The sequence below is a fragment of the Sulfurospirillum sp. E15m genome, assembly GCF_059415145.1.
The window spans coordinates 657705-671185 of record NZ_JCAHZS010000001.1; the positions used below are offsets into that span (position 1 = coordinate 657705).

The window sequence follows — 13481 nt, forward strand, 5'->3', positions numbered from 1 at the left end:
AATGAAAACAGTGCAACGAGTAACGAAAGAGACAGATATTAGCATTGAACTTGATGTATATGGAACAGGACAAAGTCGTATTTCGACAGGAATTGGCTTTTTTGACCATATGTTAGAAGCATTTGCCAAACATTCTTTAATCGATTTAAATCTTACATGTAAAGGTGATACGCATATCGATTTTCACCATAGCGTAGAAGATGTGGGTATCGTTTTAGGACAAGCCTTACGTGCGTCTATCTATCCGATTGCACAAGTTGAACGCTATGGAAATGCCGTTGTTGTGATGGATGAGGCGGCTGTTGAGTGTGCTTTAGATTTAAGTAACCGTGCGTATTTAGTCTATGAAATCGCTATGGACGGTAAAGTCGGTGAATTTGATGTTGAACTTGCCGAAGAATTTTTTAGAGCATTAATGCAAAATGCAGGCATTAGCGCACATATTGTGGCACGACGTGGAAAGAACAAGCACCATTTACTTGAGGCTGCTTTTAAAGCCTTTGCCGTTGCATTGCGTCGTTCATTAGTGAAAAATGAGCGAGCAGGAATTCCTAGCACCAAGGGTGTATTGTAATGATTGAATTATTGGTTTTTGATGTCGATGGATGCCTCACGGATGGGGGCATTATGTATGGAAATAGTGATGAGGAAGAGTTTAAAACATTTAATGTCAAAGATGGTTTTGGTATCGTCTCCTGGATGAAATTGGGTCGCAAGAGTGCAATTATCACAGGACGTAAATCGCGTGTGGTTGAAAGACGGGCTAAAGAACTTGGCATTACATATCTATATCAAGATGTAAAAGATAAAAAAGCGGCACTTCAAGAAATACTGCACAAAGAGGGGCTTCATTTTGAAAATGTCGCTGCGATTGGGGATGATTTGAATGATTTAGCGCTTTTACGTGCCGTTGGTCGCTCTTTTGCACCTTGTGATGCGCTTCCGATTGTGCAACAAGAAGTGGATGTCCTCTTAAGCAAATATGGTGGCAAAGGGGCCGTTAGAGAGATGATTGACTCTGTGGTTGAGTCAGAGAACTTAAGTGAGGCATTTGTAAACCTTTGGCTGTAAGATTACTTTTTTATTCCACATTGCTTTTTTTTGGCATGATGATTTTTTTAATTGTCAAAGAACCGTACACGATTCATACGATTGACCAAGACGGTAATTTGATTCCTGAAATTGAGCTTTTTAATGCTCAAAATTATCAGATTAAAGAAGGTACGATTGATAGTATCGTGCGTTCAGACAAAGTTGCCCGTTTTAAAGATTACGATAAACTCTATGTCATTCATGCTGGGCATAGAACCAAAGAGGGATTAAAAGGTGTGCTCAATTCCGATGAAGCAACTTTGCAAGATAAGATTATTCATTTTATGACCAATTCACACTATTTTAGAGATGACGGTGTTGCCCTCGATGGTGAAGACATTTTTTACGATATGCAAAAAGAGATTTTATACAGCGATAAACCCTTTATTTTTTCTCAAAAACAGAGCCGTACTCATGGGCTTTCATTTGTTTATCAGATGAAAGAGGGCACAATTGCTGCTACTAATATTCACTCATTCATTCAACAAGTAGGAAAAAAATAGATGAAACAGTTCATTGCTCTTTTATGCTGTGCTTCATGCGCACTCATTGCTGCTGAAGTCGAAATTACGGCCGATAAATTCTTTGCGGATGAGAAGAAAAAAATTAGTATTTTTGAAGGTAACGTTAAAGTCGTGAAAGAGGGCGATAAAATTACCGCTAAAAAAATTACGATTGATTTTGATGATAAAAAACAACCGATTCGCTATGTTGCTACCGGTGATGCAAAAGCCAATCTAACGATGAACCAAAAGAAGTATTATGGTGAGGCTGAAAAGATGACATATGAGCCCAATAAAAGTCTTTATACGTTAGAAAAAAAAGCGTTTCTACATGAACTTGATACCGATAAAAAAGTCTATGGCGATTTTATTCGCGTTGATCAAATCAGCGGTCATTATGAAGTCGATGGAAAAGGTACGGGACCTGTCAAATTTATCTTCAAGGTTGAGGATAAAAAACAGTGATTTATGTTAAAGAGGCCTTTTTTGTTAAGTCCGCTTCTAAATTAGAAGAGACAACACCAGAGGGTATCAGCGAGGTCGCTTTTATTGGTAGAAGCAATGTCGGAAAAAGTTCTATTATTAACGCGCTAACCAATAAAAAAGGATTGGCTAAAAGCTCTTCGACCCCTGGTAAAACGCGTTTGATTAACTTTTTTCATATAACGCTGGTACAGGATGAAAAAAGCTACAATGCACAGTTAGTTGATTTACCAGGTTTTGGATATGCTCGCGTTTCACACAGTATGAAAGATGAGTGGCAAAGGAATCTCACCAATTACATTCAAAAACGTGTTTCTATCCGTGTTTTTGTCCATTTAATTGATTCGCGTCATCCTTTTTTGGAAAGTGATGCGGAAGTACACCAATATTTAGAAGAGATTGTTCGTCCCGATCAAAAAATAATACGTATTTTTACGAAAGCCGATAAACTCAAGCAAAGCGATGTGAGTGTGATTAAAAAACATTATCCAGAAGCGTTGTTGGTTTCAAGTAGCAGTAAAAAGGGAATTGATAAAGCTTTAACGCTTATCTTTACGATGCTTTTTGGAGAAACACTATGATACAGTATACAAAAGCAAAACTCAGCGATATCGCTCCGATGCAAGAAGTGGTCAAATCTGAAGTTGAAAAAGGAATAATTTTATTTAGAAGCTCCGATGAGATGGCAACCAATATTAGATCCTACATCCTAGCAAAAGAAGATGATGTCATTGTTGGCTTTGGCGCATTGCATTTTCATGCAGATGACTTAGCTGAAATTCGTAGTCTTGTTGTTAAAGAGGGTTTTAGAGGACGTGGTATTGGTAAAGGGATTATTCAAAATCTTATTGTCGAAGGAACTCAATTAGGCGTAAAGAAAATTTTTACATTGACATATCAAAAAGCGTTTTTTGAATCGACTGGATTTACCGAAATATCCAAAGAGACACTTCCTTCTCATAAAATTTGGGCAGACTGCATTAAATGCAAACATTTTCCGATATGCGACGAAGTAGCGTTGATCAAAACTATCTAAAACTCTTTTGGATCAGTATAGGGCTATTTCTAGGGCAGGTGATGTCCTCATTATACCCATGGATTCCATCATTTGTTGGTGTGGTTTTTTGTTACGTCATCCTTCATTTTAATCGCCGTGAAGAGCAAGCCGCTCCTATTATTTTGGCATTCGTGTATTTAAGTTTGTACGATATTAATAAGGGATTTTACCTCTTTTCGTACATTATTCTCTTTGCTTTAGTGTATCGCTTTGCCATTTATAGGCTTCAAAATTTTATTACATGTAATAACTGTATTTTAGCCAGTTATGTCATTATCGCCTATTTAGGGCATTTTTTGCTAAATGTTTTTTTTGCTTATTTGGATAACGAACCATTTCCGTATTTTTCAAATTACTATTTTTATTACATCGCCATTGATTCGATATTGGCGTTCATGCTTTTTAGGATAGCTCGGTGAGAATTAAAATTATTCTTGGTTTCTTTTTTTTTGTTTGGTTTGCTCTACTCGTTCGCGTCTATTATATTAGTATCAAATCCAACGCATATTATGAAGAAATCGCAAAACAAAATGCTATCAAAGTTGATGAATTAGCGCCTTTAAGAGGTGTGATTTTAGATCGTAACATGAAGCCTCTTTCGGTGAACCGCTTAGGCTTTTCTATTGGCATTAAACCTCGTCTGAGCTTAAAATCGAATCGTGCAATTTTGGATGAAGAGATTGCTTTTTTAGCTTCCCTTTTACCTGAGTTCACCGTGAAAGAAATGACCAAAGAGTATCTCAAGGCGGATTCGCCTTATAACCATGATTTTGTGGACGTCATCGCGTTTGTGCCTTACGATGTTTTGACACCGCAATTTGCTCGTATCTCACAACACGACAATCTCAAAATTGAAATTGCTTCAAAGCGTCACTACCCTTATGGCAGTTTGGCATCACATGTGATTGGGTATGTCGGAAGGTCTAACACGCAAGACGTAGCGGAAGACCCTATCGCTAAATTGGTTGGTTTTTCAGGTAAAACGGGTATCGAAAAATATTACAACGCTGTTTTACAGGGCGTTAAAGGTGAAAAAAAGACAAAAGTCACTGCCTTTAATCAAGAGATTGAGCAAATCAGTAAAACACTCCCCGTGAGCAATGATTTGGTCTTAAGCTTAGACCTAGAATTGGAACGATACATTGCTACTCTTTTTGGAGATGATAGTGGCGCCGTTGTGGTTTTAAATGTTAAAAATGGTGAAATCCTAGCCGCAGCTAGTTTTCCTGAATACGATTTAAATAAGTTTGTTAATGGCATATCCCAAGAGGAATGGTCCCTTCTTGCCAATGACTTTAACCATCCATTCACCAATAAATTGGTGAATGGACTTTATCCTCCCGGTTCTGTTGTCAAGATGGGAGTTGGTATGGCTATGTTAAATTCAGGCATCATTACACCACAAACAACGTTTGAATCGACGGGTTCGATGGAACTTGGCGGACGTGTCTTTCGCGACTGGAAAAAAGAGGGGCATGGTATGATCTCTTACGTGCGAGCCATTCGTGAAAGTTGCGATGATTATTTTTATAAAGCCAGCCTCAAAACCGGTATTGACAATATAGCTCCCTTTTTATCAAAGATAGGCTTTGCTGCTAAAACAGGCGTTGATTTACCACGTGAATTTGTGGGAACCGTTCCCAGTCGCGAATGGAAAAAAGAGCGCTTTGGAAGAGGCTGGTCACAAGGTGAGACGTTGATTAGCTCTATCGGTCAAGGGTATTTCTTGGTGACACCTCTGCAAGTTGCTAAATATACCGCTTTTTTGGCCACGGGTAACGGCGTAACGCCTCATTTTCTAAAAAAAATCAATGACGTTGAAATTGACTTTCCCGTTGATCCGCATATCGTGAGTGAGAGCGAAAAACGTTTTTTAAAAGTCAGTCGCGAAGGAATGTATGAAGTTGCCAATGTCCCAGGTGGAACGGCATTACGACATATTAACGTCTCTGCACCTTTTAAGATAGCCGCAAAAACGGGAACCGCGCAAGTTGTCAGTATCTCACAAACAGAGAAAAAACGTATGCGTGAAGAAGATATGGAATACTACCAACGTTCTCATGCATGGCTCACAACGTATGGACCGTATGATAATCCTCAGTATGTTGTGACTGTTTTAATTGAGCATGGTAGCCATGGTGGTAGTGAAGGTGGCCCTATCGTTTCTAAAATTTTTGATAAATTGTATGAACTCGGCTATATTACCGTTGATACGCCTAAAGGAAAATAATGACACCCATTGAGCCAACGTTTGTCATCCCTAAAAATCACATTCATTTTAAAGCACAGCCTTTGATTAACAATCAAGACGATGAATTAATAGATTGTGCTATTGCGTACATTGAAACTAATGGTGGCGGTCCAACACCGGCGCATACGCATGAACATGACCATCTTTTTACTGTCTTAGAAGGCTGTGTTACCATACACAGCGATGAAGAGATTATTCTCTTAAATGAAGGAATGTCGTATCGTGTTAAAGGAACATCCTTACATTCCGTCTGGAATGGGTGCGAAAAAACTTCCAGAGTGCTAGGCATCTCATTAATGAAAAAACAAAATCGTTAGAGTGAATCAACATTAATTGTATATTCGATTTTTGATGCGACCTCTTGCGCGAGTGCAATACCAAAGAGTTCTCTTAAGAGAAAAAAGCCCAACTCCAAGCCTGAACTAACGCCTCCTGCGGTAATCACATTGCCATCTTTGACGACTTTTGATGAGACGACATTGACGCCATAATTGGCCAGTTCATCAAATGCACTGTGGTAGGTTGTAGCCTCTTTACCTTTAAGAATGCCTGCTTCTGCCAAGAAAAAAGCACCCGTACAGACTGAAGTTACAAAACGTAAATGCTCTTTTTGTTGCTGTAAAAAGGTATGAACTAAAGGCTCTTTCATCCATCTAATGCGTCCTTTGCCTCCTGGAAAAATCAAAATATCGCATTGTGGAGCCGTTTCAAAAGAAGCATCAGGCACGACTTTTAGTCCATTAAATGCATGTACCGTTTCTAAGGATGGCGCGATTAAAAGCACCTGTGTACTCTGTGGTTGAAGTTTATTAATGTAACTAAGCACTTCAAAAGGCGCAATAAAATCTAACTCTTCTACCTCTGGAAAAATAACAATGCCAATGGTAATCATCTTATTCCTCCTCTGTACGAACAATTAGGCTGGCTGGTAAATGATAATGCGTAATCCATGCTTCTTCTTCTTGACGCATCTCTCCACTATCGGTTTCATGGTCATAGCCTAATAAATGTAATAATCCGTGAATAAATAAGAGTGTAATTTCCGCTTCAATGCTGTGTTCAAATTCATCGGCTTTTTCCTGTGCGAGTTCATAATTAATAACGATGGCACCAAGAGGCGCATGGGGGAAGTCGTCGATGGGAAAGCTCAGGACATCGGTTGTTTTATCGACCTGTCGATGTTCAAGATTGAGTTTATGCATCTCTTGTGCATCCATAATGACTAATTCAACCTCTTTGTTTGTATGCTCGCGAACAATCGTCTCTAAGAGAGAAGTATTGATGGGGGTATTGGACTCGTTGTCGATTAGTAGCATGTAATCTCCTTTAAAAAAGAGTGGGTTGGGTTGTAAACAACTTAGAGTATATCACTTCAAAAGACTCTTTGTCACCTAAAATTAAAGCATAATGGAAGACCATCGTATTTAAACCAATCAATTCATTGGCATCTTGAAAGAAAAATATCTCATATTCATGGTTGTTAAAAAGATTACGGTTGGATTGTGGAATGCAGACAAGTAGCTTTTGTCCGTCTAAATGGCGCTTCATATATGAGAGAGCACGGGTAAAAAGAGAAGCAGAAGGCTCAAAAATGAGTACTTTATCGCTGGTTCCAAACTCTTTTTTGCATAAGGCATGCGTGACAAACTGAGGGTGAAAATGCTCACAAAACATCAGATGTTCTAACGTATAGGCTATCTTTTCTTCATCGCAAAAGCGCAAAAGGTCAAGCAGCTCTTCAACAAAAAATGAGGGGATTTTCTGGTCAGAATAGTAGGCGTCTTGATGCCAAAATGAGCTGAGAAAAAGACCTTTTGCCACAATCGGTTTTACATGTAAAACCGAAGTAACACTCTTAGCACTGGGCGCAATCTTGTTAGCAAGGAAGTGATTACTGATATAAAAGCACTCATTTTCTTTCGCGTTGAGGAGAACTTTACTCATGCTATAAAGATCACCGCGAAGACGTTTATACTGTTTTGGAGGTGTTTGAATCATCTCAAACAAAGCTTCTTGTATCTCTGAAAGGACAATCAACTGTATAGATTTTTGAGTAATGCTGTAACGCAAAAGTTTGATAAGCGCTTGTTCGATGGACGTCACCTCAATCCATGCACACTCTTCATCTTCATCGTGAAAATGCAAAGAGGTCACAATCGCATAAGCACCGCGCGAAAGTGCTTCGTGTACCTGTTCTCGTGCGTTATTGACATCAATAAAAAGATCGCCGTGCGTGACACGCGAAGCTTCTAAGTGAATCGTCGCAAACGCATCAATGGGAGGAGAAGTACGTAACTCTCCATCAATGATGCGAACAAAGTTTTCTATTTTCATCCAATAGAAGCGCCACTTTGTCGAGGGCGTTCTGGGCGAACAAGGCATAGCCCCTCTTTATCTTTTGCCGCTAAAAGCATTCCTTGGCTGAGTAACCCTTTAATCGTAGCAGGTTTGAGGTTGGCTACGACGCATACTTGCGTATTGATAAGTTCTTCAGGCGTGTAGTATTCACGAATGCCCGCGACAATTTGTCTAGGTTCCGCTTCTCCTAAATCCACTTTGAGTTTGAGCAGTCTGTCACTTCCTTCTAAAATACTCGCTTCAATAATAGTGCCAACTTTTAACGATGTTTCAAAAAATTGGTCAATGCTAATAATAGATTCTACTTTTGCCTCTTTTTTATGAACATTTTTAGCAGGTGTTGGCTCAACAGGCATCGAAGAGGGCTGAACCATCAACTCTTCTTCAATACGTGGGAAAAGAGGTGGGATTTTTTCGATGGTAAATTCTTCTAACAATGTTTTTTGAACAACCAATGTTTCATATGTTTTCGTATTGATTTCAAAGCCCAATGTTTTTGCAATCGTTTGCGTTGTTTTTGGCATGATAGGATGTAAAAGAATAGCCACACGTGCCAAGATGTTAGATACAAGCGCCACAAGTGCTAGTGCTTGATCCACATGCCCCTCTTTGATTTTGACCCATGGTTCGTGTACCGTAATGGATTGATTGGCAATACTGAGGGCTTTCCAAAGCTCTTCTAAATAGCGGTTGGTTTGCATCTCTAATAAATTGTTCTCAACGTTATTTAAAATATCATCGACACTTTTAAGTTCACTGGCATGAAATGTTTTGACATCTTTGGAATTAACCACGCCCTGACTGTATTTGCCACTCATACCGATGATACGATTGAGAAGATTGCCCAGTTCATTGCCAAGGTCTGAATTGATGCGATCCATCAATGCTTTTTGGCTAAAGTCACCATCTTGTCCAAAAGGCACTTCACGGAGCATAAAGTATCGAAAATTTTCTAAGCCATACGCATCTGCTACCTCTTTAGGATTGACAACGTTGCCTTTACTTTTACTCATTTTCTCACCATTTCTCGTCCACCAACCGTGTGCTGCGACATGTTTGGGTAAAGGCAGTCCAAGGCTCATTAAAAAGGCTGGCCAATAGATTGCATGGAAGCGTAAAATATCTTTACCAACGAGTTGGATGGTCGCGGGCCAAAAACGCATATTGGCTTCATCTTGTCCGTAACCTAATGCGGTGATATAGTTTAGCAAAGCATCAAGCCATACATACATGACATGTTTGCCATCGTGCATGGTTTCAGGCAATTTGATACCCCAATCAAAACTGGTACGGGTAATGGATAAATCTCGTAAGCCTTGTTTTACAAAACTAATGACTTCATTTTTCTTACCTTTAGGAAGAACGCATTTTTCATCACTGCTGTACCATTTTAAAAGGTCTTCTTGGTATTTGGAGAGTTTAAAAAAGTAACTTTCTTCTTTAACCAATCGTGTTGGTTTCCCACAATCTGGGCATTTGTCTTCATCCACAAGTTGTGTGTCGGTAAAGAAGGTTTCACAACTTACACAGTAATGACCTTCGTATTCGCCTTTGTAGATGTCGCCGTTATCAAACATAACTTGAAACGCTTTTTGAACACCCGTTTTGTGTTCTAGATCAGTCGTTCGGATAAATTTGTCATAACTGATTTCAAATTCGTCCCAAAGAGCACGAAATTTACCGCTAATCTCATCGGCATAGGCTTGAGGTGTTTTATTGCGTGATTTAGCGGCTTCTTCAATTTTTTGACCGTGTTCATCTGTTCCGGTAAGAAAGAATGTCTCATACCCTTTTAAGCGGTAATAGCGTGCCATAGTATCGGCAATAATCGTTGTGTATGCATGTCCAATATGAGGGACATCATTGACATAATAGATTGGGGTGGTAATGTAGGCTTTTTGGGACATTGTTTTTCCTAGTTAATGTTGATAAGTATACTAATTAAACTTAAAGCACCAAAGGTGCGTGGGCATTGCGCCGAGCAAACCTCAGTGGTAACGTAGTCTTTAGAGCTTTGCTTTAAAGACGTGACTAAATATAAACTCAAAACTCAAATCCGCCGCCTTGTCCTTTAGCCATACTTTCATAAACAGCTTTGACATAGGCTTTGCGAGTTTCACACTCAAACATCTTTTCACAGTCGCTACATGTTGCAAGATTTTTATCGTGCTGACATGCTTGCAGTGACTTTTTTTTCTCTTGCAAATCTTGTTCGTAAATATCGGTTACTTCACTACTCATAACACTTCTTAACCCGTTCTATTTCATTGCGTGAGCCAAAAAAGCATGGTGTCGTATCGTGAGGATGCGATGGGGCTAAATCCAATACTCTTTGGGTCCCCGTAATCGCTGCACCGCCTGCTTTTTCATACACAAACGCAAAAGGGAAGACTTCAAAAATCATTCTAAGTTTGCCGTTTGGAACATCGCTCGTAGAGGGGTATGAAAACAAGCCGCCGCCTTTGAGCAATATCTGGTGTAAGTCTGGCACCATACCGCCTGAATAACGCAATCGATACCCGTCTTGAAAAATCGCATCAATCATCGCTTTATGGCGAGGTTCCCAACCCATTTGTGTTGCACCTGGGGCGTTTAGTTTGCCTTTTTCTTTGAGCTGAATCTCTTTAATAAAAACAAACTTACCTTTTTTATTGAGGCGATAGAGTTTGACATCTTCTTCTGCAATGACAAGCTCAACGCGTGGACCGTAAACGACATACACCGCCGCTTTTAAGTTTTTGCCCGCATAGCCACCTTCATAAATCCCAAAGATAGAACCTACGCTCAGATTTACATCAATGAGGCTTGAGCCGTCCAATGGGTCGTATCCTACGCAGTATGTACCTTTGTCATGCAAAGGCGTTTTATTCTCTTTTTCTTCACTGACAATCTCTTTGATAGAGGGTACTTTGGCAAACTCTTCTTCAATAATGAGGTCGCTTTTAATGTCGAGTTTCAGTTGGGTGTCGCCTGTGGAATTGATGTTCTCAGAATAACCCGTGTCATCAAACTCAATCGCTTCTCGAATACGTATGGCAGAGCGTTTGATCGCTTCGTATATTTCTTGCATGTTATTTCACTTTTTTAGCATTTTTTTCAATCCAAGCAATAATCGCTTCTGGATCGTTGAGGTTTAAAATCGTAATAGAAGAAGGTACCGCATAATCGCTAATATTGATACTCTCATCAATAGCAATGGCATCGGAACATTCAAAATAACTTTCGTCTATTTTGTTTCTAAAAATTGCAATTCGCGGAAGAGGCAATGTTTTAAGCCCTTCCACCAACAAGTAATCAAAATCACTTAACAGTTCGATAATTTCATCAATCTCTTGATGGCGTTTGGAAAAGAGTGTCGTACGGGTGGGTGATGTGACAACGACCTCTGCCCCTGTTTGCGAAAATTTCCAACTATCTTTGCCTTCAACGTCAAATACGGCTTTATCGCTAGGGTCATTTTTAACAATGGCAAGGGCGTATTTTTTTTTCAGAATGGTGGCAATTTTTAGGATGAGCGTTGTTTTTCCGCTATCCGAGGGACCAGTGAAGGCAACTGCTAAAGATTTCATTTTTTCCTACTTTTTATGTTATTATCTTACTGACAAAGTTTTTACATGTAATGATGTAAAGATACAAATATAAAAAATTATAGCAAAAAAAGATTTAAGAAATGACTAACTCACGCTGGTTCAAATACGCCTTAGTGGCATTAAGTGCATTGGTTATCACAGGTTGTGCGTCAAAACTTGCTGACGCTGAAGGCGAAAAAGTCCTCGATTATGGAATGACAAACTCCAAAAAAATAGAGATTATTAATTCTCCGACATCCAAAACATTTGTTACGATTACGTATCTTAACCCCATTCAGCATGAAGCGATTACACAAGATACGGAAAAATTCATCGTGGGTACGTACATGGCAACGGGAGATGGTACTTACGATAAAATTAGACTTTCAGGCTTTAGTGTGAATGGTACGTACGAAGATGTTAAAGTGACGCCATTGGAACATGATAATCCACTGTTACGCCTGGTTTCTTCTTCCAATGCCTGGGCCAGCTACGTTTTAGTAGAAAGCCCAAAGACAGAGAAAATCAAGATGGAAATTAGTTTCGAAAGCGATCAGTCACAGAGGGTATCAGCAACGTTTGAAAAAGACTACTAATCGATACTTCTTCCCCTAAGAGATAGCGATACACAACGTAATTGGCTAACACTTTTTTGCCATATTCGCGACTCTCTTCATTGCTCATCGTTTCCATGCTCCAAAACGGTTCATACTTTCCTTCACTAAAAGCACCGCCTAAGAGATGTCTTTTCGTAAATCCAATGCCGCCATTGTACGCATACGCAACAAAAAGCGGGTGAAAGAGACTCTTTTCTAAGAAATCAAGATGGATATTGCCAAATAGATAAGCGATTCTGGGATCAAACATGGCACTCACATCAAAATTCTCTAATTTACTCTTTTTTGCAATATCGCGTGCCACAAAAGGCATAAACTGCATCATCCCAAGCGCATACGACGTTGAGACAACCGAGGGAATAAAACGGCTCTCTTGACGTGCGATTGCCAACATAAGGGCTTGGCGATGAATCGAGTAGTGACTAATCTCTTCATGGTAAGGAATCGGATAGTAATTGTGCTGATAATGCGTCACACGTTCCATCAAATAGATGTAATGGGGCAGGGTGTTGGCGTATTTAAAACTATTCGCCAAAGCTTCAACTTCTTGCGCATTCATTTTGTAAACACGGTTTAAAACACGCGGCCATGCAAACGGGTCTGAAATATTAAACGTAGGATGTTCCCCTTCTAAGACCGGAGAGATAATATTTGTAAAGGGCAGGTCAAGCTTCTCTCTTGCATAGAGCGAATAGATATTGATGGTATCGCTTTTGGATAAATGTTCCAAATAGGTTTGATTGTGTGTCGCTAAATATTGCCAGAAGAGGGCTTTGTCTTTTTCTTCTTCTTTAGTGGCGCGTTCACCTGAAAGGGTAAAAAAAGTATTTGCTTTATCAATTTCGTCATATTTAAGGGCATTGAGACCTAAATAAAAGAGCGTTTTTGATTTTACATGTAAAGAAGGTGTTACATGTAAAAGTGATTTTTGAAGTGTATCCAGCTTGTCATTGGAGACAATGCTCATTGCAAATTGGTTGAATTTGACATTATTAGAGAGCGTGTCTAAAAATACTTTTGCGAGAGGTTCTGTATTGAAATTGGCTATTTTATAGGCGGAAATACTGCCGTTAAAGAGCGTTAAAAACGTATTGCTATCACTGTGTAGCGCGCTCTCATAAACATTTTCGCTCTCCATAATCGTAATCAACTTTACAAACTCTTTATTGCCATGAATGCGTGGTTTAATGAGTTTAAGTTGGCTTTTGGGCAAGGAAGTGATTTTAGGCAGAGTAAGGCCGATGTTTAAACATACATCATCCTCTTTTAAAAGCGAATTCACATCTAAATCTACACATTTAGAGATTTTTTTATAATCAGGATTGTCCATTTTTTTAGCAAAAAGATGAAAAAAACGCATGTTCATTGTATGAACTTGCCCAAAGAGCGCTTTGGCTTCTTTGGGCGTTGTTTCATCGCGTTGCAGATATTCGTAGATATAAAAATCTTTTGCGAGGCTTCTTGGTTTATCCTCAAAAAATTTGAGGGTAATCGGTTCGCTTGCAAAAAGCTGACAACAAAGGCATAAACTACTCAATAGCCCGAAAAAAA

The 13481-nt window shown here is 39.3% G+C and carries 18 protein-coding genes; 10 read left to right on the forward strand and 8 right to left on the reverse strand.

Features of this window, described 5'->3' with window-relative positions; all coding sequences use genetic code 11:
• Position 1: 1 nt before the first annotated feature.
• From hisB to AC5SLP_RS03315, 9 genes are read left to right on the forward strand one after another with little or no spacing between them, the layout of a single operon-like run.
• The gene (hisB, locus tag AC5SLP_RS03275) at positions 2–574 is read left to right on the forward strand and encodes an imidazoleglycerol-phosphate dehydratase HisB (protein WP_495253693.1); all 573 of its coding nucleotides are present in this window, start codon (positions 2–4) and stop codon (positions 572–574) included.
• Positions 574–1071, forward strand: coding sequence for a KdsC family phosphatase (locus tag AC5SLP_RS03280; RefSeq protein WP_495253694.1), 498 nt, complete (start codon positions 574–576; stop codon positions 1069–1071). The genes hisB and AC5SLP_RS03280 overlap by 1 nt, the downstream gene beginning before the upstream one ends.
• Positions 1062–1595: an LPS export ABC transporter periplasmic protein LptC gene (gene lptC, locus AC5SLP_RS03285; RefSeq protein ID WP_495253695.1), complete on the forward strand. Its 534-nt coding sequence runs from the start codon at positions 1062–1064 to the stop codon at positions 1593–1595. Before AC5SLP_RS03280 ends, lptC begins: the two co-directional genes overlap by 10 nt.
• Positions 1596–2060 carry a lipopolysaccharide transport periplasmic protein LptA gene (lptA, locus tag AC5SLP_RS03290; RefSeq protein ID WP_495253696.1) on the forward strand — a complete coding sequence of 155 codons (465 nt, stop codon included), beginning with the start codon at positions 1596–1598 and terminating at the stop codon, positions 2058–2060.
• Complete coding sequence (gene yihA / locus AC5SLP_RS03295) at positions 2057–2659, forward strand: ribosome biogenesis GTP-binding protein YihA/YsxC (RefSeq protein WP_495253697.1); 603 nt, start codon at positions 2057–2059, stop codon at positions 2657–2659. Before lptA ends, yihA begins: the two co-directional genes overlap by 4 nt.
• A complete protein-coding gene (locus AC5SLP_RS03300; protein WP_495253698.1) occupies positions 2656–3114 on the forward strand; it encodes an N-acetyltransferase in 459 nt (152 codons plus the stop codon). Before yihA ends, AC5SLP_RS03300 begins: the two co-directional genes overlap by 4 nt.
• 41 nt (positions 3115–3155) lie before the next feature.
• Complete coding sequence (locus AC5SLP_RS03305; RefSeq protein ID WP_495253699.1) at positions 3156–3554, forward strand: hypothetical protein; 399 nt, start codon at positions 3156–3158, stop codon at positions 3552–3554.
• Complete coding sequence (gene mrdA / locus AC5SLP_RS03310) at positions 3551–5365, forward strand: penicillin-binding protein 2 (protein WP_495253700.1); 1815 nt, start codon at positions 3551–3553, stop codon at positions 5363–5365. The genes AC5SLP_RS03305 and mrdA overlap by 4 nt, the downstream gene beginning before the upstream one ends.
• Positions 5365–5703, forward strand: a complete 339-nt coding sequence (locus AC5SLP_RS03315) for a cupin domain-containing protein (protein WP_495253701.1) — start codon at positions 5365–5367, stop codon at positions 5701–5703. Before mrdA ends, AC5SLP_RS03315 begins: the two co-directional genes overlap by 1 nt.
• On the opposite strand, the gene AC5SLP_RS03320 is transcribed toward AC5SLP_RS03315, so the two are convergent.
• The 7 genes from AC5SLP_RS03320 to mobB all read right to left on the reverse strand — a co-directional run bounded on the left by AC5SLP_RS03320 (position 5700) and on the right by mobB (position 11313).
• Positions 5700–6278 carry a DJ-1/PfpI family protein gene (locus AC5SLP_RS03320; RefSeq protein ID WP_495253702.1) on the reverse strand — a complete coding sequence of 193 codons (579 nt, stop codon included), beginning with the start codon at positions 6276–6278 and terminating at the stop codon, positions 5700–5702. The genes AC5SLP_RS03315 and AC5SLP_RS03320 overlap by 4 nt on opposite strands.
• 1 nt (position 6279) lies before the next feature.
• Positions 6280–6702, reverse strand: coding sequence for an rRNA maturation RNase YbeY (gene ybeY, locus AC5SLP_RS03325; RefSeq protein WP_495253703.1), 423 nt, complete (start codon positions 6700–6702; stop codon positions 6280–6282).
• Positions 6703–6712: 10 nt separating this feature from the next.
• Positions 6713–7720 carry a hypothetical protein gene (locus tag AC5SLP_RS03330; protein WP_495253704.1) on the reverse strand — a complete coding sequence of 336 codons (1008 nt, stop codon included), beginning with the start codon at positions 7718–7720 and terminating at the stop codon, positions 6713–6715.
• A complete protein-coding gene (gene metG / locus AC5SLP_RS03335) occupies positions 7717–9651 on the reverse strand; it encodes a methionine--tRNA ligase (RefSeq protein ID WP_495253705.1) in 1935 nt (644 codons plus the stop codon). Before metG ends, AC5SLP_RS03330 begins: the two co-directional genes overlap by 4 nt.
• A gap of 136 nt (positions 9652–9787) precedes the next feature.
• Positions 9788–9985, reverse strand: coding sequence for a hypothetical protein (locus AC5SLP_RS03340; RefSeq protein WP_495253706.1), 198 nt, complete (start codon positions 9983–9985; stop codon positions 9788–9790).
• Entirely contained in the window at positions 9978–10814 is an 837-nt protein-coding gene (locus AC5SLP_RS03345; RefSeq protein ID WP_495253707.1) for a class 1 fructose-bisphosphatase, read from the reverse strand. Before AC5SLP_RS03345 ends, AC5SLP_RS03340 begins: the two co-directional genes overlap by 8 nt.
• Before the next feature lies 1 nt (position 10815).
• Positions 10816–11313: a molybdopterin-guanine dinucleotide biosynthesis protein B gene (mobB, locus tag AC5SLP_RS03350; RefSeq protein ID WP_495253708.1), complete on the reverse strand. Its 498-nt coding sequence runs from the start codon at positions 11311–11313 to the stop codon at positions 10816–10818.
• 101 nt (positions 11314–11414) lie between these two features.
• On the opposite strand from mobB, the gene AC5SLP_RS03355 reads away from it, so the two are divergent.
• A complete protein-coding gene (locus AC5SLP_RS03355; protein ID WP_495253709.1) occupies positions 11415–11909 on the forward strand; it encodes a hypothetical protein in 495 nt (164 codons plus the stop codon).
• Here the strand turns inward: AC5SLP_RS03355 and AC5SLP_RS03360 are convergent.
• Complete coding sequence (locus AC5SLP_RS03360; protein WP_495253710.1) at positions 11851–13467, reverse strand: lytic transglycosylase domain-containing protein; 1617 nt, start codon at positions 13465–13467, stop codon at positions 11851–11853. The genes AC5SLP_RS03355 and AC5SLP_RS03360 overlap by 59 nt on opposite strands.
• Between the last annotated feature and the right edge of the window lie 14 nt (positions 13468–13481).

Excerpts from the sequence above, each read along its gene's own strand:
- AC5SLP_RS03340 (WP_495253706.1), bottom strand. The coding sequence starts at position 9,985 with ATGAGTAGTGAAGTAACCGATATTTACGAACAAGATTTGCAAGAGAAA.
- AC5SLP_RS03355 (WP_495253709.1), top strand. The coding sequence starts at position 11,415 with ATGACTAACTCACGCTGGTTCAAATACGCCTTAGTGGCATTAAGTGCA.
- ybeY (WP_495253703.1), bottom strand. The coding sequence starts at position 6,702 with ATGCTACTAATCGACAACGAGTCCAATACCCCCATCAATACTTCTCTC.
- AC5SLP_RS03300 (WP_495253698.1), top strand. The coding sequence starts at position 2,656 with ATGATACAGTATACAAAAGCAAAACTCAGCGATATCGCTCCGATGCAA.
- AC5SLP_RS03330 (WP_495253704.1), bottom strand. The coding sequence starts at position 7,720 with ATGAAAATAGAAAACTTTGTTCGCATCATTGATGGAGAGTTACGTACT.
- AC5SLP_RS03305 (WP_495253699.1), top strand. The coding sequence starts at position 3,156 with ATGTCCTCATTATACCCATGGATTCCATCATTTGTTGGTGTGGTTTTT.
- AC5SLP_RS03280 (WP_495253694.1), top strand. The coding sequence starts at position 574 with ATGATTGAATTATTGGTTTTTGATGTCGATGGATGCCTCACGGATGGG.
- AC5SLP_RS03320 (WP_495253702.1), bottom strand. The coding sequence starts at position 6,278 with ATGATTACCATTGGCATTGTTATTTTTCCAGAGGTAGAAGAGTTAGAT.
- hisB (WP_495253693.1), top strand. The coding sequence starts at position 2 with ATGAAAACAGTGCAACGAGTAACGAAAGAGACAGATATTAGCATTGAA.
- AC5SLP_RS03345 (WP_495253707.1), bottom strand. The coding sequence starts at position 10,814 with ATGCAAGAAATATACGAAGCGATCAAACGCTCTGCCATACGTATTCGA.
- metG (WP_495253705.1), bottom strand. The coding sequence starts at position 9,651 with ATGTCCCAAAAAGCCTACATTACCACCCCAATCTATTATGTCAATGAT.
- mobB (WP_495253708.1), bottom strand. The coding sequence starts at position 11,313 with ATGAAATCTTTAGCAGTTGCCTTCACTGGTCCCTCGGATAGCGGAAAA.
- lptA (WP_495253696.1), top strand. The coding sequence starts at position 1,596 with ATGAAACAGTTCATTGCTCTTTTATGCTGTGCTTCATGCGCACTCATT.
- AC5SLP_RS03315 (WP_495253701.1), top strand. The coding sequence starts at position 5,365 with ATGACACCCATTGAGCCAACGTTTGTCATCCCTAAAAATCACATTCAT.